The sequence below is a fragment of the Georgenia sp. H159 genome (assembly GCF_035607575.1).
In the GTDB taxonomy this organism is placed as follows: Bacteria; Actinomycetota; Actinomycetes; order Actinomycetales; family Actinomycetaceae; genus Oceanitalea.
In genome coordinates this window covers 37,162-58,025 of record NZ_JAYDZY010000001.1, presented here as the reverse complement: position 1 = coordinate 58,025, position 20,864 = coordinate 37,162, and the positions used below count along the sequence as shown (strand labels likewise).

Genomic DNA, 20,864 nt, shown 5'->3' with positions numbered 1-20,864 from the left:
ACCGGACGTCCCGCACGCGCAGTCAGCGGCCCAGGACGTCCCTGAGTGCGCCGAGCACGAGCGTGACGGAGGAGTCGTCCGCGTTGGGACCCATGAGCCCGATCCGCCACACCGACCCCGCGTACGGCCCGACGCCCGCCCCGATCTCGATGTCGTACCGCTCGAGCAGCTCGGCGCGCACGGCCGTCGAGTCCACGCCGTCGGGGACGCGAACGGTGGTGAGCTCGGGAAGCCGGTACCCCTCCGCCGCGAAGAGCTCCAGCCCCAGCTCCTGCAGGCCCTCCTGCAGCCGGCGGCCGGCCCTCGCGTGCCGCTCCCACACGGCGGGCAGTCCCTCGTCGAGGATCCGGCGCAGGCCCGCGTGGAGGCTGGCGACCATCGCCGTCGGCGCGGTGTGGTGGTAGGTGCGCTGCGCGCCGGTGGCGCCTCCGACGTAACCGCCGAGGAGCCCCAGGTCGAGGTACCAGGAGCGCGGCGTCTCGACCCGGCGGGCGAAGGCCCGCTCGCTGATCGTGAAGGGCGCCAGGCCCGGTGGGACGCCGAGGCACTTCTGTGTGCCGGCGTAGCCGATGTCGACGCCCCACTCGTCGGCGCGCAGCTCGATGCCGCCGATGGAGGTCACGGCGTCGACGACCAGCAGGGCCTCGCCCTTGAGCTCCCCGAGCGCGGCGATGTCCGAACGCACGCCCGTGGAGGTCTCGGCGTGGACGGCCGCGATGACCTTGGGGCTCGGGTGGGCGGCCGCGACCCGCTCGGGGTCGACCGGCTCGCCCCACTCGTGCTCCACCCGGACGACCTCGGCCCCGTTCCGGCGAGCCACCTCGCACATCCGCTCACCGAACAGGCCGTTGACCGCCACGACGACGACGTCGCCCTCCTCGACCGTGTTGACGAAGGCCGCCTCCATGCCGGCCGAGCCCGTGGCGGACAGCGGGAGCGTGCGGGGGTTCTGCGTCTGCCAGACCTCGCGGAGCATGACGCACGTCTCGTCCATGAGCCGGATGAAGGCCGGGTCGAGGTGGCCGAGCAGCGGCGCCGCCAGCCCGGCGGTCGCCTCGGGGTAGACGTTGGTGGGGCCGGGGCCGAAGAGGCGGCGCGTGGTGAGGGTCATGCCCCCTCCTTACTGCACGGGCCCGCGGGGCACAAGGACGCGGCATGCGTCCCGGCCGCGCCGGACCCACACTGGGGCGACCATGGCCCTCGCCGTCTGCCTCCTCCTCACGCCCGCGGACGAGCGCGCAGTGCGCGGCCTGTGGCGACGGGTGGAGGACGCCGGCGTGCCGAGCATGGTGTCCCACACGCACGGGCTCCACGCGCCCCACCTCTCCTACGCGGTGCTGCGGTCCTTCGACGTGACCGCCGTGCGCACCGCGGTCACCGCGCTGCCGGACGGTGGGCCGCTGCCCCTCCACCTGTCCGCCGTGGCCACCGCCCCGCGTGGACGTGTCTGGCTGGTCCCGGCGCCCTCCGCTGAGCTCGTCCGGCGGCAGCGGGACGTCGTGGACGCCGTGACGGCGAGCGGGGCCGACCTCCACCGGCACTACGTGCCCGGCCGGTGGGTGCCGCACGTCAGCGTGGCACCCCGGGTGCGGCTCGCGGACCTGCCCGTGGTCACCGACGTCGCCTACGCCGTCCTGCCCCTCGACGTCACCGCCTCCCGCGCGGCACTCATCGACAGCGCCACCGGGGAACGGTGGCCACTGGGGACGGTGCCCTGAGGCAGGCCGGGTGCGCGGCTACTGTGACCCCCGGAGGTGAGCGACGTGGAGGAGCACGAGGAGCGCGCGTACTACCGCGCGATGCTCGTCATCACGGTGACGCTGGCGGTGCTGGCCTCCGTGGTCGCCGTGCTCGTGGCGGTGGTCGGCGGCGACGACGAGCCCGCCCCACCCGCGCCCTCGACGACGGCACAGGCGGCGTCACCGACAGCGGGGACGCAGCCAAGGTGACCGCGCACCCTCAGCCGCCGGCGGCGTTGACGGCGGCCGCGAAGACCCGCGGCAGGCGCTGCGCCGCCGGGACGAGCAGCGGCCGCGTCGGAGAGCCGCCGACGGCCAGCAGCGCCCGGGTGAGCAGGCGGTGGCGGCGCACGATCTGCCGCCAGGAGCGCTCGTAGCCCGCGAGGTCGCCGGCAGTGATGTGGGCGACCGCGGCCTGCGCCTGCGCGAGGGCCAGGCTGATCCCCTCCCCCGTGAGCGCGTCGACGTAGCCGGAGGCGTCCCCGACGAGGACCGCCCGGCCCTCCACCCGCCGGCGGGACTGCTGGCGCAGCGGGCCGGCACCCCGGACGCCGGAGGCGGGCTCCGCACCTGCCAGCCGGGCGAGCAGCTCGGGGAACTCGGCGAGCTGCTCGTCGTAGGGGCCGCGGCGCGAGGTGAGGATCGCGACGCCGACCTCGTCGTCCGCGACGGGCGTCACGTAGGCCTCGCTGTGGCGCGCCCAGTGGACCTCCACGTAGTCGGTCCACGGAGCCAGCCGGACGTGGCGGCGCAGGCCGTAGCGCACGGGTCCGCGGGCCGGGACGTCGAGCCCGAGCGAGCGCCGCAGCGGCGAGTGGAGGCCGTCGGCGACGACGACGTGGCCGGCAGGGACGCCGTCGACGACGACGCCCCCGGGCTGCTGCTCGACCTCCCCGACCCGCCGCGCCTCGATGGGCACGCCCGCCGCCAGGACGGCCTCCCGCAGCGCGCGGTGCAGCTCCGTGCGGCGCACGCCCCGGCCCGGCCGGCCGCGGAAGGAGGTCTGCGCCTGACGGCCGGGGGCGCAGTAGCGGATGCCCACGAGCTCCCGGCCGGCGGGACGCACCCCGAGCGCCTCGAGGTGCGCGACGCCGGCGGGCATGACGCCCTCCCCGCAGGCCTTGTCGACCACACCGGCTCGCGGGTCCCGGACGACCACCGTGAGCCCGGCGGCGACGGCGTGCAGCGCGGTCGCGAGCCCGGCCGGCCCGCCCCCTGCGACGACGAGGTCCACGGTCAGGGCCCCGGCGGCACGGCACCCGCGAGCGCCCGGTTCTCGGTCCGGATCCGCACGCTGAGCAGGGCCGCGTTGGCGACGGTGAAGACGAGGGCTGTCAACCATGCCGAGTGCACGAGCGGGAGGGCGAAGCCCTCGACGACGACGGCGACGTAGTTGGGGTGGCTCAACCACCGGTAGGGGCCACGGGCGACAAGCGGCAGGCCGGGGACGACGATGACCCGCGTGTTCCACCGCGGGCCGAGCGTGGCGATGCACCACCACCGCAGCGCCTGGGAGCCGAGGGCGAGCGCGAGCATCGTCCAGCCGAGGGCCGGCACGAACGGTCGGTCGGCCAGCCACGCCTCGGTGAGGCAGCCGACGAGCAGCCCGGTGTGGAGCACGACCATGACGGGGTAGTGGCCCGCGCCCGTCTCCCGGCCGCCGCGCGCGAACGCCCACCGCGCGTTCCGCCGGGCGACGACGAGCTCGGCGAGCCGCTCCAGGGCGACCGCCGCGACGAGGACGGTGAACAGGGTCTGTGACGTCATCACGCCTCCAGCAGGACGAGCTCGAGACTGAAGCCGGGCCCCATGGCCATCATGAGCCCGTGGGTGCCGGGGGCGGGCCCGGCGTCCAGGACGGTGCGCAGGATGTGCAGCACGGAGGCCGAGGACAGGTTCCCGACGGTCCGCAGCGACTCGGTGGTGACCGCGAGCGCCTCGAGGGGCAGGCCGAGCGTCCCCGCGAGCGAGTCGATGACCTTGGGGCCACCGGGGTGGCACACCCACCAGTCGATGTCGGCGAGGGTGAGGCCGTGCCGCGCGAGGAAGGCCGCGACGTCCGTGCCCACGTTGTCCCGGACCAGGTCGGGGACCTCGGCGCCGAGGACGATGCGCAGACCGCTGGACCGCACGTCCCAGCCCATGGCCGCCTCGGTGCCGGCGTAGAGCCGGCTCGTGGTCGCGACGACGCGCGGGGCCGCGCCGTCGTCCGACGACGCACGCGGGTGCTCGCGGCCCACGGCGACCACGGCGCCGGCACCGTCACCGAACAGGCCGCTCGCGACGAGGTTCGCGCCCGAGGAGTCACCCCGCTGCACGGTGAGGGAGCACAGCTCGACGCTGACGAGGGCCCCGACGTCCCCGGGACGGCCGGCGAGGAGGTCGTGGAGCCGGGCCGTGCCGGCCGCACCGGCCATGCAGCCGAGCCCGAACATCGGCACGCGCACGACGTCGGACCGGAGCCCCACCCGTTCGGCGATGCGCGCCTCCAGGGACGGCACGGCCAGCCCGGTGATGGTCGTCGAGACGACGAGGTCCAGCTCCTCCGGCCGCACCCCGGCGTTGTCGAGGGCCGCGGTGAGGGCCTGCGCACCGAGCTCGACCGCGGCGGCGATGAACGCGTCGTTCGCCAGCCCGAAGTCGACGAGAGCGGCGTAGCGCTCGAGCGGCAGCGCGATGTGGCGGGTGTCGACACCGCAGCCCGCGTGGATACGGCGGATGAGACGCTCCCCGCGCTCGTCCAGACCGATGATGTCGACAAGAGCGTCGGTGAGCTCCTCCTGGCTGTAGCGGTGCGCGGGCAGCACCGGCTCGACGGCGAGGAGGTCGGTCATCTTCCCGAGACTACGGGCAGCACCGGCACGCCGCGCTGGAACCGGCCCGCGCTAGCCTCCACGGGTGCGCACCCTCCTCGCCCTCGCGCGGGCCTCCCACGCGGCACCGACCGTGGTCGTCACCGGGCTGGCGGTGCTGCTGGGCGTCGAGGCGGGGCTCGCTGCGGCACGGGTTCTCCTGGTCGGCCTCGCCGTGCTCTGCGGCCAGCTCACCATCGGGTGGTCGAACGACCTGCTGGACGCCGGGCGGGACCGCGCCGTGGGACGCACGGACAAGCCGCTGGCCACCGGGCAGCTGGCCACCCGGGTGGTGACGGCCGCACTGGCCGGCGCCGTGGTCGCCTGCGCGGCGCTGTCCCTGGCGCTGGGGTGGCGTGCGGCGCTCGCCCACCTCGTCGTCGTCGCCGCGGGGTGGGCCTACAACCTCGGGGCCAAGTCGACGGTGCTGTCGTGGCTGCCCTACGTGGTCGCCTTCGGCACGCTCCCCGCCGTCCCGTGGCTGGCGCTCTCACCCCCCGCGCTGCCGCCGTGGTGGATGCTCGCCGTCGGTGCGCTGCTCGGGGCCGGCGCGCACGTCGTCAACGTGCTCCCGGACCTGGCGGAGGACGCCGTCACCGGCGTGCGGGGCCTGCCGCACCGGCTCGGCGCACGGGCGTCCGGGGTGCTCGCCGTCGTCGTGCTCCTCGCGGGCACGGCCACCGGCGTCCTCGGCCCGGGAGGTGCCGTCCCGCCGTGGGCGTGGAGCGTCCTGCTCGCGGCGGGCGCGCTCGCCGTCGTCTCCCTCGGCCGTCCGGGACGCACGCCGTTCTACGCGGCAATGGCCATCGCGGTGGTCAACGTCGTCGTGCTGCTCGTGCGGGCGTAGCTCAGCCTCCGACGTCGTGCAGGTGGTGGAGGACGTCGTGGGCGAAGTACTGGCTCAGCGTCCGCACGGTGAACACCGAGCCGTTGCTCCGCAGCCCGCCCCGCTCCCACCGGTCCTGCGGCACGGCGGCGAAGGCGTCCGCCACGGCGCGGGCGTTCGCGGCCAGTGCCTCCGCGACGCTCCCCGCGTCCTGCTCGGCGTACCGGCCGGCGACGGCGGCGGCGTCCTGGTCCCAGTCGGCGAAGGTCGGGTCGTCCTCGGCGAGCATGAGCTCCAGGCGCCCCCGGAAGACCTCGCAGACGTCGCGTACGTGTGCCGCGTACTCCAGCGGCGACCACGTCGAGTCGTCGGGCCTGCGGGCGGCGTCCGGCCGGCGCAGCACCGCCTCCCAGCGCACGACGGCGTCGCGCAGGACGTCGGGGAGGGTCGCCGGTGAGTGGGCGGTCGCGTCCGTCCCGCACTCGGGGCAGGGGCGGTGCAGCACCCAGGTCCAGTCCTTGGTGTCCGGCTCGATCGGCATGCCCGGATCGTCCCGCACGACGGGTCACGGGGTCCACCCCCCGCCGGTCGCCGAGCCGGTGGGACACCGGCCTCGGCGGGCCGGCGGGTTTAGTAACCTCGGCACGATCCGACGTGCGCCTGTAGGAAGGACCCCGATGACGCGCTCATCCCTCCGGCTCGCCGGAACCGCCCTGGCTGCCTCCACCCTCGTGCTCGCGGCGTGCGGGAACGGGGACGGCGCCACCGGTGAGGGCACCGACGAGGAGCGGACCTACTCGATCGGTATCACGCAGATCGCCGCGCACCCGTCCCTCGACGCCTCCCGCGAGGGGTTCAAGGCAGCCCTGGCCGACGCGGGCCTCGACGTCGACTACGACGAGCAGAACGCCAGCGGCGACCAGGCGACGGCGACCTCCATCGCCACCACCTTCGCCGGGGCGGGCCACGATCTCATCCTGGCCATCGCCACGCCGACGGCGCAGGCCACCGCGCAGGCGGTCACCGACACCCCGATCCTCATCACGGCCGTGACGGAGCCGCAGGAGGCGGGGCTCGTCGACAGCTGGGAGTCCCCCGGCGGCAACCTCACCGGCACGAGCGACCTCAACCCGGTGGAGGACCAGCTCGGCCTCCTCGTCGAGCTCGCCCCCGACATCGAGACGGTCGGCATCGTCTACAGCTCGGGCGAGGTGAACTCGGAGATCCAGGTGGAGCTCGCCCGTGAGGCCGCGGACTCCCTCGGCGTCGAGATCGAGGTCGCCGCGGTGACGAACTCCAGCGAGGTGCAGCAGGCCGCCGCCTCCCTGGACGTCGACGCCTACTTCATGCCGACCGACAACACCGTCGTCGCGGCCTTCGAGTCCCTGCTCCAGGTGGCCGAGGAACGGTCGGTCCCGCTCGTCACGGCCGACGGTGAGAGCGTCGAGCGCGGTGCGATCGCGACCTACGGCGTCGACTACGAGAAGCTCGGCTACCAGACCGGGCAGATGGCGCTGCGGATCCTCCAGGACGGCGCCGACCCGGCCGAGATGCCCATCGAGACCTTCGCGGACCTCGTGCTCATCGTCAACCCGGCCGCCGCCGAGCGGATGGGCGTGGAGATCCCCGCCGACCTCCTGGAGCGCGCCGACGTCGTCGTCGAGTGACCCCGGCCCCGGCGCTCCGGGACCGGTGCCCCTCGGGCCGGCCCGCGTCCCTGGGAGTCCGCGGCTAGCTCGGCCGGCCCGCCGGGACGTTCGTCAGCGACGGGTCACGGACGACGGAGTCGCCGAGGATCTCGTCGATGCGGGAAAGCACCTCGGCCGGCAGCTCCACGCCGGAGGCGGCGACGTTCTCCTCGACCTGCTCGGGGCGGGAGGCCCCGATGATCGCCGCGGAGACGTTGTCGTTCTGGAGCACCCACGCCACCGCCAGCTGCGCCATCGACAGCCCGAGCTCCTCGGCCACGGGCCGCAGCTCCTGGACACGGGTGAGCAGGGCGTCGTCGTGCACGTCGCGGTCGATCATCCGCGCGCCGCCCTTCGTGTCCGCCGCCCGCGAGCCCTCCGGGACGGCCTGGCCCGGCAGGTACTTGCCGGTGAGGATGCCCTGCGCCACCGGCGAGAAGACGATCTGGCCGATGCCGAGCTCCCGGGAGGCGGGCACGATCTCGCCCTCAATGACGCGCCACAGCATCGAGTACTTCGGCTGGTTGGAGACGAGCTGGAACCCCAGCTCGCGGGCCATCGCGTGGCCCTCGCGCAGCTTGTCGGCCGGCCACTCCGAGACGCCGATGTACAGCGCCTTGCCCTGGCGCACGATGTCGGCGAAGGCCTGCATCGTCTCCTCGAGCGGCGTCTCCACGTCGTAGCGGTGTGCCTGATAGAGGTCGACGTAGTCGGTGCGCAGTCGGCGCAGCGACCCGTCGATGCCCTCGCGGATGTGCTTGCGGGAGAGCCCCGAGTCGTTCGGCCCCTTGCGGCCGATCGGCCAGTAGACCTTGGTGAAGATCTCCAGCTCGTGGCGTGGCACCCCGGTGAGGGCGTCGGCCAGCACCTCCTCCGCCCGGGTGTTGGCGTAGACGTCGGCGGTGTCGAAGCTGGAGATGCCGGCGTCGAGCGCGGCGTGGACGCACCGCACCGCGACGTCGTTCTCCACCTGGGAGCCGTGCGTCAGCCAGTTCCCGTAGACGATCTCGGAGATCTTGAGCCCGCTGTTGCCGAGGTACCTGTACGCGACCATGACGAGAAACCTACCGTCACCGGCCGGGGAGGGCCGCCTCGTGCGAGGCCGGGGCCCGGCCAGGCGCTGAGATGTCGCGCCCGACTGGCGGACGAGTCCAGTACCCTCGGACTCTCGCGACGTGCGCCTGTAGGAAGGACCCCCAATGAAGCGCTCATCCCTCCGGCTGGCCGGTGCCCTCGCCGCCTCCGCCCTCGTCCTCACGGCGTGCGGCGACACCGACGGCGGTGGCGCGGACGACGCCACGGCCGGCTCCGGCGACGACGCCCAGAGCTACTCGATCGGTGTCACCCAGATCGTCTCCCACCCCTCGCTCGACGCGGCACTCGACGGCTTCAAGGCCGCCCTCGCGGACGCGGGCCTCGAGGCGGAGTACGACGAGCAGAACGCCCAGGGCGACCAGGCCACCGCGACCTCCATCGCGAACACCTTCGCCACGGCCGACCACGACCTCATCCTCGCCATCGCGACCCCGACGGCACAGGCGACGGCGCAGGCCATCACCGACGTGCCGATCCTCATCACCGCCGTCACCGACCCGCTCGAGGCGGGCCTCGTCGACAGCTGGGAGGCACCCGGCGGCAACCTCACCGGGACGAGCGACCTCAACCCGGTGGAGGAGCAGCTCGCCCTCCTCGAGGAGATCGCCCCCGAAGCCGAGACTGTCGGGATCGTGTACTCCTCGGGCGAGGTGAACTCCGAGATCCAGGTCGAGCTCGCCCGCGAGGCGGCCGAGGCACTGGGCGTCACCATCGAGGTCGCCACCGTGACGAACTCCGGTGAGGTCCAGCAGGCCGCCGACTCCCTGGACGTCGACGCCTTCTACGTCCCGACCGACAACACCGTGGTCTCGGCCCTCGAGTCGCTCCTCCAGGTTGCCGAGTCCAAGTCCCTGCCGGTCATCGGCGCCGAGGGCGACACGGTCGAGCGCGGCGCGATCGCCACCTACGGCATCGACTACGAGCAGCTCGGCTACCAGACCGGTGAGATGGCGGTGCGGGTGCTCGAGGAGGGCGCCGACCCGGCGGAGATGCCCATCGAGACGCAGACCGAGCTCATGCTGATCGTCAACCCGGCCGCCGCCGAGCGGATGGGCGTCGAGGTCCCCGCCGAGCTGCTGGACCGCGCCGACACGGTCATCGAGTAACGCAGCCGCCGTCATGATCGGAGCAGTCGAGCTCGGCCTCATCTACGCGGTGATGGCGCTGGGGGTCTACCTGACCTTCCGGATCCTCAACTTCCCGGACCTCACCGTCGACGGCAGCTTCACGACCGGCGCCGCGACGGCCGCGATCCTCATCACCGCGGGGACCCACCCTGCCCTCGCCACGCTCGCCGGTGGCGTGGCAGGGCTTGCCGCCGGGGTCATCACCGGGCTGCTCCACACCAAGGGAGGGATCAACCCGCTGCTCGCGGGCATCCTCACCCAGATCGGTCTGTACTCGGTCAACCTGCGGATCATGGGCGGCGCGAACGTGCCGCTGCTGCGTGAGGACACCCTGCTGACGCCGCTGCGGGACAACGGGCTGCTCGGCGGGGCGGTGTCGATCGCGATCTTCGGGGCACTGGCACTGGTCGTCAAGGTGGTGCTGGACTGGTTCCTCCACACCGACACCGGGCTCGCCCTGCAGGCGACCGGCGACAACGAGGAGATGATCCGCAGCTTCGGCGTCAACACCGACCGGACGAAGATCCTCGGGCTGGCGCTGTCCAACGGGCTCGTCGGGCTGGCGGGTGCGCTGATCGCGCAGTACCAGGGCTTCGCCGACATCTCGATGGGGATCGGGCTCATCATCGCCGGCCTCGCCTCGGTGATCCTCGGGCAGGCGGTGTTCGGCTCGCGCGTCATCCTCATCTCCACCCTGGCCGTCGTGCTCGGCTCGATCCTCTACCGGGTGACCATCCAGGTCGCCCTCCAGGCGGGCCTGGACCCGAACGACATGAAGCTCATCTCGGCCGTGCTCGTCGTCGTCGCCCTCGTGTTGCCGAAGTGGGGCGTCTTCCGGCGGGTCAGCGCGCTGCGCTCGCTGCGGCGTACCGCGGCGACGTCCTCGACGACGGGAGGTGCGTGAGGTGCTCGAGCTCGACTCCGTGAGCAAGACCTTCTTCGCCGGCACGGTCAACGAGCGGCTCGCCCTGCAGGCGATCTCGCTGCGGCTCGCCCCCGGTGAGTTCACCACCGTCATCGGCTCCAACGGCGCGGGCAAGTCGACGATGCTCAACGTCGTCGCCGGCAAGCTCTCGCCGGACACCGGCAGGGTTGTCGTCGACGGCGAGGACGTCACGCGGCTGCCCGACCACCGGCGCGCTGCCCACGTCGGCCGGGTGTTCCAGGACCCGCTCGCCGGGACCGCACCGGACATGACGATCGAGGAGAACCTCGCGATCGCCTACTCCCGCGGCAAGCCGCGCGGGCTGCGCCTGGGGGTGACCAAGGCGAAGCGCGACTTCTTCCGGACCGAGCTCGCGTCGCTCGAGCTGGGCCTGGAGAACCGGCTGAAGATGAAGGTCGGGCTGCTCTCCGGTGGTCAGCGCCAGGCGCTGTCGCTGCTCATGGCGACCTTCAGCGAGCCCAAGATCTTGCTCCTGGACGAGCACACCGCCGCCCTGGACCCCCAGCGCGCCGAGCTCATCACCCGGCTGACGACCGAGGCCGTCGAGCGGCACCACCTCACGACGCTCATGGTCACCCACAACATGGAGCAGGCCCTGCGGGTCGGCTCGCGCCTCATCATGATGCACGAGGGCAAGGTCGTCGTCGACGTCGCCGGGGAGCGCAAGCAGCGGGCGACGGTCCGGGACCTCCTCAAGGCCTTCGAGCAGGTCAAGGGCGCGGAGCTGGACGACCGCACCCTCCTCCAGTAGCGCGCGCCGCCCTCAGCGAGGGGGCGTCTGCGCGTGCACCCGGCGGCCGCTCACCGTGGTCATCGGCACGCCGATGGCCACGGTCCGGATGGCACCGGCCCACACGTCCGCGGCAGGCAGTCCCGGGTTCACCAGCTCGTCGCCGAGGAGGTGCGCCGTGCCGGTGACCGTGACCGACCACCCTGTCCGTGTCGCCGGGTCGAAGGAGCCCGCTCCGAACGTCATGAGGCGTCCGGCGACGACGGCGCCGAGCGAGCCCCCGTAGGCGCTGCGGACGACGATCTCCGAGCCGTGCACGGCGAAGTTCACCGGCACCATGTGCACGCCACGGTCCGCGCAGTGGGCGAGCCAGCCGACGGGCACCTCCTCCAGGAGGAGGCGGCACTCCCGTGGGCTCAGGACCTCGAGCGACATCGCTCCTCCGATCACGGGCTTCCAGCATCCCACCGCTGCTTCCCCGCCGGGTGGGTTATCGCCCTGCCGGAGCGGGACCCGGGTGGTGGCCGGGTGGCTGGGACGGCGCTGGCGATCCGCCGAGACGAGCCGGTCAGGCCGGGTCGGTGACGTCGGCGACCTGGGCGTCGAGCGCCCGGACGAGCTGCGCGCCGTCGACGGTCGCGGCGACGCCGTGCGCGCCGGCGCCGATGGAGACCGTCCCCTGCACACGCGTGTCGGCGATGACGGGCCACGCGCGCACCGCCCCGAAAGGGGTGATGGTGCCGCGCTCGTACCCGGTGACCTCCTTCGCCGTCGCGGCGTCCGGCATGGACAGCCGGCTCACCCCGAGCAGTGCCCGCAGCTTGGGCCAGGAGATGGCTCGGTCGCCCGGGACGAGGACGAAGAGGTAGTCGTCCTCGCGCCGGCGCACGACGATGGTCTTGATGACCGCCGCCGGCTCCACGCCGCGGGCCGCGGCCGCCTCCGCGAGGCTGCCGACCCGCCCGTGCCGGGTGATCGTGTGGTCCAGGCCGGCCGCGGTCATCGCGGCGGCGGCCGCCTCCTCCCCGGGCATCACTCGGCGCTCGGGGCGAAGGTCAGCGGGCCCCGGCCGGGCGGCCGCGGCGCCCGCCCGGGAGGCTGCGGCGGGGCGGGCAGCAGCGGCTCGGGGTCGCGCATCGGGCGGGTGACGGGCTCGTCGGCCCGCAGCACGACCTCCTCGTCGTAGAGCCGCAGCACCAGCTCCGCCCCGTTCTCGCCGAGCAGCCGGCACGTGACGTCGGTGTGGGTGGCCTCCACCTGAAGAGCCATCCCCCACCACAGCACCCGGAACGACAGCCGGTCGACGGACCCGGGGAGCGCGGGGGCGATCCGCAGCTGGCCGTCGACCTCCCGCATCCCGCCGAACCCGTCGACGAGCGCCGTCCACGCCCCGGCGAGCGAGGCCATGTGCACGCCCTGGTTGGTGTTGCCCTGGAGGTTGCGCAGGTCCACCAGCGCCGCCTCGTGGAGGTAGGCGTGGGCGAGGTCGAGGTGCCCGACCTCCGCGCACAGCACCGCCTGGGTGCACGCCGAGAGCGAGGAGTCGCGCACGGTGCGCCGCTCGTAGTAGTCGAGGTTCCAGGCCTTCTCCTTCGCGGTGAACTCCTCGCTGCACCAGTGCATCGCGAGCACGAGGTCGGCCTGCTTGACCACCTGCTTGCGGTAGAGCTGGAAGTAGGGCGCGTGGAGCATGAGCGGGTACTGGCTGTTCTGCTCGAAGTCCCACTCGCCGTACACCGTGAACCCGCCGCACTGGGGATGGACGCCCAGCTCCTCGTCGTAGGGAACGTGGACGGCGGTCCCGGCGGCGCACCACGCCGCGCGCTCGTCGTCCGTGACCCCGTAGGAGTCGGCGATGTCGGGGTTGCGGGCGCACGCCTGGTCGGCGGCACGCAGGTTGCGCGCCGCCATGAGGTTGGTGAAGACGTTGCAGTCGACGACGGCCGTGTACTCGTCCGGCCCGGTCACCCCCTGGACGTGCCAGACCCCGCCGCGGTCGTGGTGCCCGAGCGACATCCACAGCCGGGCCGTCTCGATGAGCACCGCGGCACCGCACTCACGTTCCAGGGTGTGGTCCCCGGTCGTCAGCCGGTAGTACTCGAATGCCCGGGCGATGTCGGCGTTGACGTGGAAGGCCGCGGTCCCCGCCGGCCAGTAGGCCGACGTCTCCTCCCCGTTGATCGTCCGCCACGGAAAGGCGGCGCCGGCCAGCCCGAGGGTCCGAGCACGAGCCCTGGCCAGGTCGAGGGTGGAGGCCCGCCAGCGCAGGGCGTCGGCGGCGGCGTCCGGCGCCGTCATGACGAGCACGGGCACGACGAAGCCCTCGATGTCCCAGAACGTGTGCCCGTTGTACCCGGTACCGGTGAGGCCCTTGGCACCGATCGCCCGCCGCTCGGCGCGGGCACCGGCCTGGAGGACGTGGAACAGCCCGAAGCGCACCGCCTGCTGGAGGATGGGGTCGCCGTCGACCTCGACGTCGGCCGAGCTCCAGAAGTTCTCGAGGTACCGCGTCTGGTCGCGGCACAGGCTGTCCCAGCCGGCGTACCGGGCGCTGGTGAGCGCGGCGGCCACCTGGTCGCGCACGGCGTCCACGCTCCGCGCCGCGGACCAGCCGTAGCCGATGTACTTGACGATGCGCAGCGTCTGCCCCGGCTCCAGGACCGTCACCACGGTGGTGCGCGCCCAGCTCTCGCGTGCCTCGTGCTCGACGTCGTACTGGTTGGGGCACTCGATGTCGTGGTCGGTGCCGGCGCCCACGAGCAGCCCGCTCATGCGGGTCCGGTGCAGGAGGATCGCGCCGCCGTCCTCGACGTCCTGCCCCACGGGGACCAGCGGGTCCTCCAAGGCCGCCGCCACCCGCGGGTCGTCGTCGTCGACCTCGGGGGCCTCCTCCTCGGCAACGAGCTGGGACTGGACGATGACCCGGATCGGGCCGTCCACCGGCTCGACCTCGTACTCGACGGCGGCCACCGACCGGTGGGTGAAGGACACCAGCCGCGTCGAGCGCACGACGACCTGCCGGCCGGCCGGGGAGACCCACTCGGTGCGTCGCCGCAGCGTGCCGTCGCGCAGGTCGAGCACCCGTTCGTGGTCGAGCACCTCGCCGTAGCGCATGTCGAAGGGCTCGTCGTCGACGAGGAGGCGGATGAGCTGGCCGTTGGTGACGTTGACGATCGTCTGACCGGACTCCGGGTAGCCGTAGCCGCCCTCCGCGTAGGGCAGCGGGTGGTGCTCGAAGAAGCCCGAGAGGTAGCTCCCGCGCTGGGCGGCGGGCTCTCCCTCGTCGAGGTTCCCCCGCAGCCCGAGGTGGCCGTTGGACAGCGCGAACAGCGACTCCACCTGCCCGAGCGTCGCCAGGTCGAGGCCACGCTCCCGCAGGCACCACGGCTCGACCGGCAGGGTCGGTCCGGTCACAGCAAGTCCTCGAGGTCGGCGACGACGACGTCGGCACCGTGCTCCCGGAGCGCGTCCGCCTGCCCGAGCCGGTCGACCCCGACGACGTGGCCGAAGCCGCCGGCGCGCCCCGCGGCGACCCCGGCGAGGGCGTCCTCGAAGACGGCAGCTTCCCGCGGGCTGACCCCGAGCCTGCGGGTGGCCTCGAGGAACGTGTCCGGGGCCGGCTTGCCGGGCAGGTCGAGGGCGTGGGCCAGCGAGCCGTCGACGAGCACGTCGACCTGCGACTCGAGGCCGGTGACGTCCAGCACGAGTGCAGCGTTCGCGCTGGAGGAGACGACGGCGCAGGGCAGCCCCTGCGCACGAGCCGCCTCGAGGTAGCGGAGCGATCCGGGGAAGACCGCGACCCCCTCGTCGGTCATCAGCGTGAGGACGCGTTCGTTCTTCCGGTTGCCGATGCCGTTGAGGGTCTCCCGCTCCGGGCTGTCGGTGTGGCTGCCGTACGGCAGGGTGATGTCGCGACTGCCGAGGAAGTCCCGCACACCGTCGATCCGGCGCTTGCCGTCGACGTACGCGGCGTAGTCCGCCACCGGGTCGAAGGGGACGTAGGGCTCGCCCGTGCGTTCGGAGTGGCCGCGGAGGAACGCGTCGAAGGTCTCCTTCCACGCGCGGGTGTGGAGGCTCGCTGTCTCGGTCAGCACGCCGTCGAGATCGAACAGCAGCACGCGCACGCCGTCGGGTAGTCCCAGCACCACGTCTCCCTTCGTCGGTCGTGCCCCAGCCTGGCAGGGTTCGGTCCGGCGTGCGTTGCGGGCGCACCGAGGAGCCCGCGGTTCCTCCGTGACGGGTCCTGCGGCGGGCGGGCTCAGCCCAGCCGCAACGGCGCCGCCGAGAAGCCCCCGACCGGGGGCAGCCCACGCTGCCGTGGCCGGCCCGGGTCGGGCTCGACCACGGCCGTCGCGTCGAGGACGGCACGGGTCAGCGCCCGCAGCTCGAGCGTCGCGAGCGGACGCCCGGGGCACACGTGCTTCCCCGCACCCCACACGAGGTTGTACGGCGCGTTGCCGACCGGGTCGAACGCGTCGGGGTCGCCGAACACCTTCGGGTCCCGGTTGGCGGAGGTCCAGTTGAGGAAGACCGTGTCGCCGGCCGCCAGCTGCCGGCCGCCGACCCTGACGGGCTCGGTGGTGACGCGGCGGTTCGCGACGAACGGGTCGTCGATCCGCAGGATCTCGTCGAGGACCGCGTCGAGCTCCCGGTCGGACACGCCTGCGCGCAGCCGGTCCTGGAGGTCAGGGTGGTCGGCGAGGTAGGTGAGGACCACACCCGTGCACAGGGCCATCGACCCCAGGTCCCCACCGGTCCAGTTGCGCAGGATGGAGACGATCTCCTCGTCGGTGAGCTCCCGCCCCTCCACCCGGTCCCGCACCAGCTCGGTGGTGACGTCGTCGGGCGCGTGCTCACCGGCCACGCGACGCGCCGCGGTGAGGGACCGGATGATCGCGTCGAAACGCTCGGCGACCTGCGCCGTGCGGGCCCGGTCACGGGACCGGGTGGCGGCGTGGTTGTCCGCCATCCACCGCAGCAGCTCGTCCTCGAGGTCCGCGGGCCACCCGAGCCAGGCGCACTGCGCGCGCACCGCGAAGCGGGAGCCGACGGCGACCGCGTCGATGCGCCCGGGGACGTCCAGCTCCGCCACGAGCTCGCGGGCCACACGCTGCACGACGGGCTCGACGGCGGTCATCCGCTCGCGGGTGAAGTAGCGGTCCACGAGGGCGCGGTAGGAGGTGTGGGTGGGACCGTCCAGGCCGTTGGGCACCTGCAGGTAGCGCGAGACGGCGTTGGAGTAGGTCTGGCTGTCGCGTGCCGCGCCGGTGACGTCGGCGTGCGCGAACAGCGTCCAGGCGCCGCTCACGCCGCGGGCGACAGGGCAGTAGGACCGCATCCCGTCGTACGCCGCGAGCGGGTCGCGACGCACGGACGGTCCCCGCGGGTTCCAGTCCGCCGTGACGTCACCGGCAGCGGGAGTCCGCGCGGTGTCGGCGGAGGCGTCGGGGTCGATCTCGTCGCTCGGCGTGTGCTCGGTCATGGCCCCATCCTGACCGATGCGGCCGGGCACGTGCGCGACCGGGCCGGTCAGCCGCCGAGCCGCTCCAGGCGCTCCGCGACGTCCACGAGGACGTCGAGGTAGCGGTCGAGCTCGGTGAGGAGGGGCTCGCCGGGGAGCCACCCGACGAGGACGCCGCGCTCCACCCGCAGGGACAGGCCCGCCGGGGCGCGCTCGCGCAGCCACCCGCCACCGGGAGCGCCGAGCGCGTCCGCCGGTTCGCCGTCCGTCATCACCTGGACCACCGGCAGCGTCACGTCCAGGGCGACGGTGAACATGTGGACGACGTGCCGGGGCTCGGCGGTCTCCAGTCGCAGTGACGTCGCCTCCCGGCCGCGGTGCTCACCGACGACGGCGTCCTCGACGCGCCGCTCGCCCGCGGTGAAGGGCGGGACCTGCCAGCGGCCCACCATCTCCGGAGCGGCCCCGCGCACCCGCCAGCCGCGCGGTGCGGCCCACAGCTCGAGGCGCTCGACCCTGCGCGGCCCCCGCCCGAGCCGTCTCGTCGACCGCGCCACCAGCACGGCGGGCACGAGGAGGACGACGACGAGCAGCAGCATCATCACCGCCTCGTTCACCGCGCCTCCCCCGGGACCACGGCGACCTGGTCCGGTGCGAGGCCGACCGTCACCGTGTCGGCGACGGCGGCGTCGGGACTGCCGGGGACGCGCAGCACGGCGCTCTGCCCGTCGGGCAGGGTGACGTCGAGCTCCCGCTCACCGCGACGCACCCGCCACCCGCACACGGGCAGCCGGGTGCCGTCGGCGTCGGGCACCAGCGCCCGGGGGCCGAGGGCCAGGCGGACGGCTCCGTCGGCGACCACCGGGAGCTCCACCACGCCGAGCGGGGTCCGCACGCCGGGCCCCGCGGCGACGGCGTCGACCACCGGCCCGTAGCCGAGGAAGCGGGCGACCTGCTCGCTCGCCGGCGCGTGCCACAGCCGTTCCGGGGTGTCCGCCTGGAGGATCCGCCCGCCGGACATGACAGCGATGCGGGAGGCGACGGTGAACGCCTCGTCGTGGTCGTGGGTCACGTAGATCGCGGTGGTCCCCGCCGCGTGGACGATGTCGCGGAGCTCCCCGGCGAGGTGCTCGCGCAGCGACCGGTCGAGCGAGGACAGCGGCTCGTCGAGCAGGAGCAGCCGCGGTCGGGGAGCGAGCGAACGAGCCAGCGCGACCCGCTGCTGCTCGCCGCCGGACAGGGTCGTCACGGCACGGGTTCCGTACCCGGTGAGGCCGACGAGCTCGAGCAGCTCGGCCACCCGGCGCTCACGGTCGGCACGGGTGAGTGACGCGAGCCCGTAGGCGATGTTGCCGGTGACGTCCCGGTGGGGGAAGAGCTGCCCGTCCTGGAACATCAGACCGAAGCCGCGGCGGTGGACGGGCAGGTCGGAGACGTCCGCGCCGTCCCAGCGCAGCGCCCCCGCCGCGACCGGCTCGAGGCCCGCGACGGCCCGCAGCAGGGAGGACTTGCCGCAGCCGGAGGGCCCGAGGAGGGCGAGGACCTCGCCGGTGGGGACGTCCAGCGTCACCCCGTCCACCGCAGTCGGGCCCCCCGGGTAGGTGACGACGAGGTCGCGGATCTCCAGGCCACGCGTGCTCACCACGTGCCCATCCTGTCGCCTCGGAGCCGTTCGGCCAGCATCATCACGGACGCGGTGAGGGCCGCGAGGACGACCGCCGCCGCGAGCGCCATCCCGTAGTTCTCCGCACCCGGCCGTCCGATGAGCCGGAAGATCACCACCGGCAGCGTCGGCGTGTCCGGCCGCGCAAGGAACGACGTCGCCCCGAACTCCCCCAGGGACACCGCGAAGGCGAAGCCCACCGCGAGCCCCAGCCCGCGGACGAGGAACGGCCCGTCGACGGTGAGCAGCACCCGTGCGGGGGCTGCGCCGAGCGCCGCGGCGGCCTCGCGCAGGCGGGGGTCGACGGCCCGCAGGACCGGCAGCACGGTGCGCACGACGATCGGGGTCGCGACCACTGCCTGGGCGATCGGGACGATGACCGGTGACGCGCGCAGGTCCAGCGGCGGGGAGTCGAGGGTGATGAGGAAGCCGAAGCCCACGGTCACCGCCGAGACCCCGAGCGGGAGCATGAAGACGGCGTCCAGGACCCCGAGTGCACGCCGGCCCCCGGGTGACCGCGGCCGGCGGGAGACGACGACCGCGACGAGGGTGCCGACGACGACGGCGATGACGGTCGCGTCGACAGCCGCGCGCAGGGAGTTGAGCGTCGCGTCCCACACGGTGACGGTGAGCGCGTTGGTCCCCCCGGTCGTGGCCAGCCGCCGGTAGTTGCCCAGGCCCCACCCCTCGGGGGCCCGCAGCGAGCCGACGGCGAGGTAGGCGAGGGGAAGCACGAGGAGACCGACCACGACGACGGCGGTGACGGCGGCCGGCAGGAGGTCCGTCCCGGGGTGTCCGGCGCGGCGGCGCAGCCGCAGCGGGCGGGTGGCCGACCGGTCGGCCCGCAGGTGCAGGGAGGTGTCGTACCGGCGCCGCGCACGCGCGGCGAGCAGCAGCGCGGCACCCACGACGACGAGCTGGAGCACCGACAGCACCGCCGCCGCACGCAGGTCGAGGAACTGGGTGGTCTGGATCCACACCTCGGTCTCGATGGTCCCGTAGCGCAGGCCGCCCATGGTGAGGACGACCCCGAAGGACGTGGCGCAGAAGAGGAAGACGACCGCGCCCGCCGAGACGATCGCCGGCGCGAGCGCAGGAAGGGTGACGGTGCGGAAGGCACGCCACGGGGAGGCGCCGAGGCTGCGGGCCGCCTCCTCGGCCCGCGGGTCCAGGCGCTCCCACAGCGCGCCGACGGTCCGCACGACGAGGGCGTAGTTGAAGAACACGAGGGCGGCGACGACCGCGGCGAAGGTCCCGTCGATCCCCAGGAAGCCCAGCGGCCCCGTCTCGACGAGCAGCGAGCGGAACGCGACGCCGACGACGACCGTCGGCAGCACGAACGGCACGGTGATGAAGCCGCGGACCAGCCGACGACCGCGGAACCGGCACCGGTACAGGACGTAGGCCCCGGGGACGCCGAGCAGCACGGCGGCGACGCTGGCGGTGACCGACTGGCCCACCGTGATGCCGATGACCCGCCACGTCCGCCGTCGGGCGAAGACCTCGGCGATACCGCCGAGGTCGACCTCGCCGCCGGGCAGGAACCCGCGCCCCACCATCGTGGCCACCGGCCACAGGAAGAAGACGGACAGGAAGACCAGGGGGACCCCGGCGGCCAGCACCCAGGCGAGGGCCGCCGTCGTCGTCGACCCGCGCCGCCTCGGACCGTCGGCGCTCACCCGACCACGATCTCGGTCCACGTCTCGATCCACCGGTCACGGTTGTCGGTGATCACCTGCGGGTCCACCTCGTGCGGCGCGTCGCTCGCCGGCGCGTGCTCCGACCAGGCCTCCGGCAGGGCGATGCCCTCGAGGACGGGGTACATGTACATCTGGCCGGGGATGTCGGCCTGGACCTCCGGGGAGAGGAGGAAGTCGACGAACTCGCGCGCGCCCTCGACGTTCTGCGCACCGGTCAGTACGCCGGCGTACTCGGTCTGCCGGAAGCAGGTGTCGAGCAGCGCCGCGGTGGGCGGCGCCGAGCCGTCCGCGGGGACCTCGGCGGCCGGCGAGGAGGAGTAGGACAGGACGAGCGGGCGGGGGCCCTCGCCCTCCGAGCCGGAGAAGTCGACGTAGTAGGCGTCGGACCAGCCCTCGACGACGCGTACGCCGTTGGCGGTGAGGTCGCGCCAGTAGTCCTCCCACCCGTCCTGCCCGAACGCGCCGACCGTCGCGAGCAGGAAGGCCAGCCCGGGTGACGACGTCGCGGGGTTGGTGACGACGAGCAGGTCGGCGTAGGCGGGGTCGGTGAGGTCCTCCAAGGTCTGCGGCTCGGGGACGCCCTGCTCGGCGAACCACTCGTGGTCGACGTTGATGCAGACGTCACCGAAGTCGATCGCGGTCAGCGTGTCCGCGAAGGCGGTCTGGACGGCGTCCGGCGAGCGGTAGGGGTCCAGGACTCCCTCCTCGGCGGCGCGCGCTGCGAAGGAGTTGTCGATGCCGTAGACGACGTCGCCCAGCGGGTTGTCCCGCGTGAGGACGAGCTGGTTGACCAGGGCGCCGGCGTCACCGGGGGTGATGTGCTCGATGGAGTAGCCGGTGCGCTCCTCGAACTCGGCGAGCAGCGTCTCGCTCACGGCGAAGGAGTCGTGGGTGACGACGCGCAGGACGTCGTCCTCGGCCTCGTCCCCCGCGCCGGTCCCCGTGGCGCTGCACGCCCCCAGGGCGAGTGTCGCGGCGAGCGCGACGGACGTGCCGCGGGCACGGCGGGTGGTGGTCATGCTGGTCCTCCTCAGGTG

Annotated in this window: 22 protein-coding genes; 7 read left to right on the top strand and 15 right to left on the bottom strand. The window is 73.7% G+C overall.

Features of this window, described 5'->3' with window-relative positions; genetic code table 11:
- Window positions 1–22 precede the first annotated feature (22 nt).
- Entirely contained in the window at window positions 23–1,111 is a 1,089-nt protein-coding gene (locus tag VR894_RS00305) for an alanine--glyoxylate aminotransferase family protein (protein ID WP_324649300.1), read from the bottom strand.
- 82 nt (window positions 1,112–1,193) lie between these two features.
- Here VR894_RS00305 and VR894_RS00300 point away from each other — a divergent pair, with 82 nt between their 5' ends.
- Entirely contained in the window at window positions 1,194–1,718 is a 525-nt protein-coding gene (locus VR894_RS00300; RefSeq protein ID WP_324649299.1) for a 2'-5' RNA ligase family protein, read from the top strand.
- Window positions 1,719–1,754: 36 nt separating this feature from the next.
- Window positions 1,755–1,949: a hypothetical protein gene (locus VR894_RS00295; RefSeq protein ID WP_324649298.1), complete on the top strand. Its 195-nt coding sequence runs from the start codon at window positions 1,755–1,757 to the stop codon at window positions 1,947–1,949.
- A gap of 10 nt (window positions 1,950–1,959) precedes the next feature.
- On the opposite strand, the gene VR894_RS00290 is transcribed toward VR894_RS00295, so the two are convergent.
- The 3 genes from VR894_RS00290 to VR894_RS19080 are packed head-to-tail and all read right to left on the bottom strand — an operon-like array spanning window position 1,960 to window position 4,573.
- Window positions 1,960–2,973, bottom strand: a complete 1,014-nt coding sequence (locus tag VR894_RS00290; RefSeq protein ID WP_324649297.1) for an NAD(P)/FAD-dependent oxidoreductase — start codon at window positions 2,971–2,973, stop codon at window positions 1,960–1,962.
- 2 nt (window positions 2,974–2,975) lie between these two features.
- Window positions 2,976–3,506: an isoprenylcysteine carboxyl methyltransferase family protein gene (locus VR894_RS00285; protein WP_324649296.1), complete on the bottom strand. Its 531-nt coding sequence runs from the start codon at window positions 3,504–3,506 to the stop codon at window positions 2,976–2,978.
- Window positions 3,506–4,573: a type III polyketide synthase gene (locus VR894_RS19080; RefSeq protein WP_416380783.1), complete on the bottom strand. Its 1,068-nt coding sequence runs from the start codon at window positions 4,571–4,573 to the stop codon at window positions 3,506–3,508. The genes VR894_RS00285 and VR894_RS19080 overlap by 1 nt, the downstream gene beginning before the upstream one ends.
- A 64-nt stretch (window positions 4,574–4,637) precedes the next feature.
- Between VR894_RS19080 and VR894_RS00270 the strand changes: the two genes are divergently transcribed.
- Window positions 4,638–5,438 carry a UbiA family prenyltransferase gene (locus VR894_RS00270; RefSeq protein WP_324649295.1) on the top strand — a complete coding sequence of 267 codons (801 nt, stop codon included), beginning with the start codon at window positions 4,638–4,640 and terminating at the stop codon, window positions 5,436–5,438.
- Between the two features lies 1 nt (window position 5,439).
- Here the strand turns inward: VR894_RS00270 and VR894_RS00265 are convergent, their stop codons facing one another.
- Entirely contained in the window at window positions 5,440–5,958 is a 519-nt protein-coding gene (locus VR894_RS00265; RefSeq protein WP_324649294.1) for a DinB family protein, read from the bottom strand.
- Window positions 5,959–6,094: 136 nt separating this feature from the next.
- Between VR894_RS00265 and VR894_RS00260 the strand changes: the two genes are divergently transcribed.
- The gene (locus VR894_RS00260; RefSeq protein ID WP_324649293.1) at window positions 6,095–7,084 is read left to right on the top strand and encodes an ABC transporter substrate-binding protein; all 990 of its coding nucleotides are present in this window, start codon (window positions 6,095–6,097) and stop codon (window positions 7,082–7,084) included.
- Window positions 7,085–7,148: 64 nt separating this feature from the next.
- On the opposite strand, the gene VR894_RS00255 is transcribed toward VR894_RS00260, so the two are convergent.
- Window positions 7,149–8,159: an aldo/keto reductase family protein gene (locus tag VR894_RS00255; protein ID WP_324649292.1), complete on the bottom strand. Its 1,011-nt coding sequence runs from the start codon at window positions 8,157–8,159 to the stop codon at window positions 7,149–7,151.
- A gap of 145 nt (window positions 8,160–8,304) precedes the next feature.
- Here VR894_RS00255 and VR894_RS00250 point away from each other — a divergent pair, with 145 nt between their 5' ends.
- From VR894_RS00250 to VR894_RS00240, 3 genes are read left to right on the top strand one after another with little or no spacing between them, the layout of a single operon-like run.
- Window positions 8,305–9,306, top strand: coding sequence for an ABC transporter substrate-binding protein (locus tag VR894_RS00250; protein WP_324649291.1), 1,002 nt, complete (start codon window positions 8,305–8,307; stop codon window positions 9,304–9,306).
- A 13-nt stretch (window positions 9,307–9,319) separates the two neighbouring features.
- Window positions 9,320–10,231: an ABC transporter permease gene (locus VR894_RS00245; protein ID WP_324649290.1), complete on the top strand. Its 912-nt coding sequence runs from the start codon at window positions 9,320–9,322 to the stop codon at window positions 10,229–10,231.
- Window position 10,232: 1 nt separating this feature from the next.
- Window positions 10,233–11,024, top strand: a complete 792-nt coding sequence (locus tag VR894_RS00240) for an ABC transporter ATP-binding protein (RefSeq protein WP_324649289.1) — start codon at window positions 10,233–10,235, stop codon at window positions 11,022–11,024.
- Window positions 11,025–11,036: 12 nt separating this feature from the next.
- On the opposite strand, the gene VR894_RS00235 is transcribed toward VR894_RS00240, so the two are convergent.
- The 9 genes from VR894_RS00235 to VR894_RS00195 all read right to left on the bottom strand — a co-directional run bounded on the left by VR894_RS00235 (window position 11,037) and on the right by VR894_RS00195 (window position 20,846).
- Window positions 11,037–11,438 (bottom strand): pyridoxamine 5'-phosphate oxidase family protein, encoded by a 402-nt coding sequence (locus VR894_RS00235; protein WP_324649288.1) that lies wholly within the window; start codon window positions 11,436–11,438, stop codon window positions 11,037–11,039.
- A 133-nt stretch (window positions 11,439–11,571) separates the two neighbouring features.
- Window positions 11,572–12,036 (bottom strand): YbaK/EbsC family protein, encoded by a 465-nt coding sequence (locus VR894_RS00230; RefSeq protein ID WP_324649287.1) that lies wholly within the window; start codon window positions 12,034–12,036, stop codon window positions 11,572–11,574.
- Entirely contained in the window at window positions 12,036–14,417 is a 2,382-nt protein-coding gene (locus VR894_RS00225) for a glycoside hydrolase family 65 protein (protein WP_324649286.1), read from the bottom strand. Before VR894_RS00225 ends, VR894_RS00230 begins: the two co-directional genes overlap by 1 nt.
- The gene (locus VR894_RS00220; RefSeq protein WP_324649285.1) at window positions 14,414–15,148 is read right to left on the bottom strand and encodes a beta-phosphoglucomutase family hydrolase; all 735 of its coding nucleotides are present in this window, start codon (window positions 15,146–15,148) and stop codon (window positions 14,414–14,416) included. The genes VR894_RS00225 and VR894_RS00220 overlap by 4 nt, the downstream gene beginning before the upstream one ends.
- 113 nt (window positions 15,149–15,261) lie before the next feature.
- Window positions 15,262–16,485 (bottom strand): cytochrome P450, encoded by a 1,224-nt coding sequence (locus tag VR894_RS00215; RefSeq protein ID WP_324649284.1) that lies wholly within the window; start codon window positions 16,483–16,485, stop codon window positions 15,262–15,264.
- 47 nt (window positions 16,486–16,532) lie between these two features.
- Window positions 16,533–17,081 (bottom strand): hypothetical protein, encoded by a 549-nt coding sequence (locus VR894_RS00210; protein ID WP_324649283.1) that lies wholly within the window; start codon window positions 17,079–17,081, stop codon window positions 16,533–16,535.
- Entirely contained in the window at window positions 17,078–18,109 is a 1,032-nt protein-coding gene (locus VR894_RS00205) for an ABC transporter ATP-binding protein (RefSeq protein ID WP_416380782.1), read from the bottom strand. The genes VR894_RS00210 and VR894_RS00205 overlap by 4 nt, the downstream gene beginning before the upstream one ends.
- Complete coding sequence (locus tag VR894_RS00200) at window positions 18,103–19,806, bottom strand: iron ABC transporter permease (protein WP_324649282.1); 1,704 nt, start codon at window positions 19,804–19,806, stop codon at window positions 18,103–18,105. Before VR894_RS00200 ends, VR894_RS00205 begins: the two co-directional genes overlap by 7 nt.
- The gene (locus VR894_RS00195; RefSeq protein ID WP_324649281.1) at window positions 19,803–20,846 is read right to left on the bottom strand and encodes a thiamine ABC transporter substrate-binding protein; all 1,044 of its coding nucleotides are present in this window, start codon (window positions 20,844–20,846) and stop codon (window positions 19,803–19,805) included. Before VR894_RS00195 ends, VR894_RS00200 begins: the two co-directional genes overlap by 4 nt.
- Window positions 20,847–20,864: the final 18 nt, after the last annotated feature.

Coding starts and splice junctions, on each gene's coding strand:
- VR894_RS00250 (WP_324649291.1), top strand. CDS start 8,305: ATGAAGCGCTCATCCCTCCGGCTGGCCGGTGCCCTCGCCGCCTCCGCC.
- VR894_RS00245 (WP_324649290.1), top strand. CDS start 9,320: ATGATCGGAGCAGTCGAGCTCGGCCTCATCTACGCGGTGATGGCGCTG.
- VR894_RS00230 (WP_324649287.1), bottom strand. CDS start 12,036: ATGCCCGGGGAGGAGGCGGCCGCCGCCGCGATGACCGCGGCCGGCCTG.
- VR894_RS00260 (WP_324649293.1), top strand. CDS start 6,095: ATGACGCGCTCATCCCTCCGGCTCGCCGGAACCGCCCTGGCTGCCTCC.
- VR894_RS00285 (WP_324649296.1), bottom strand. CDS start 3,506: ATGACGTCACAGACCCTGTTCACCGTCCTCGTCGCGGCGGTCGCCCTG.
- VR894_RS00305 (WP_324649300.1), bottom strand. CDS start 1,111: ATGACCCTCACCACGCGCCGCCTCTTCGGCCCCGGCCCCACCAACGTC.
- VR894_RS00265 (WP_324649294.1), bottom strand. CDS start 5,958: ATGCCGATCGAGCCGGACACCAAGGACTGGACCTGGGTGCTGCACCGC.
- VR894_RS00215 (WP_324649284.1), bottom strand. CDS start 16,485: ATGACCGAGCACACGCCGAGCGACGAGATCGACCCCGACGCCTCCGCC.
- VR894_RS00195 (WP_324649281.1), bottom strand. CDS start 20,846: ATGACCACCACCCGCCGTGCCCGCGGCACGTCCGTCGCGCTCGCCGCG.
- VR894_RS19080 (WP_416380783.1), bottom strand. CDS start 4,573: ATGACCGACCTCCTCGCCGTCGAGCCGGTGCTGCCCGCGCACCGCTAC.
- VR894_RS00300 (WP_324649299.1), top strand. CDS start 1,194: ATGGCCCTCGCCGTCTGCCTCCTCCTCACGCCCGCGGACGAGCGCGCA.
- VR894_RS00255 (WP_324649292.1), bottom strand. CDS start 8,159: ATGGTCGCGTACAGGTACCTCGGCAACAGCGGGCTCAAGATCTCCGAG.
- VR894_RS00235 (WP_324649288.1), bottom strand. CDS start 11,438: ATGTCGCTCGAGGTCCTGAGCCCACGGGAGTGCCGCCTCCTCCTGGAG.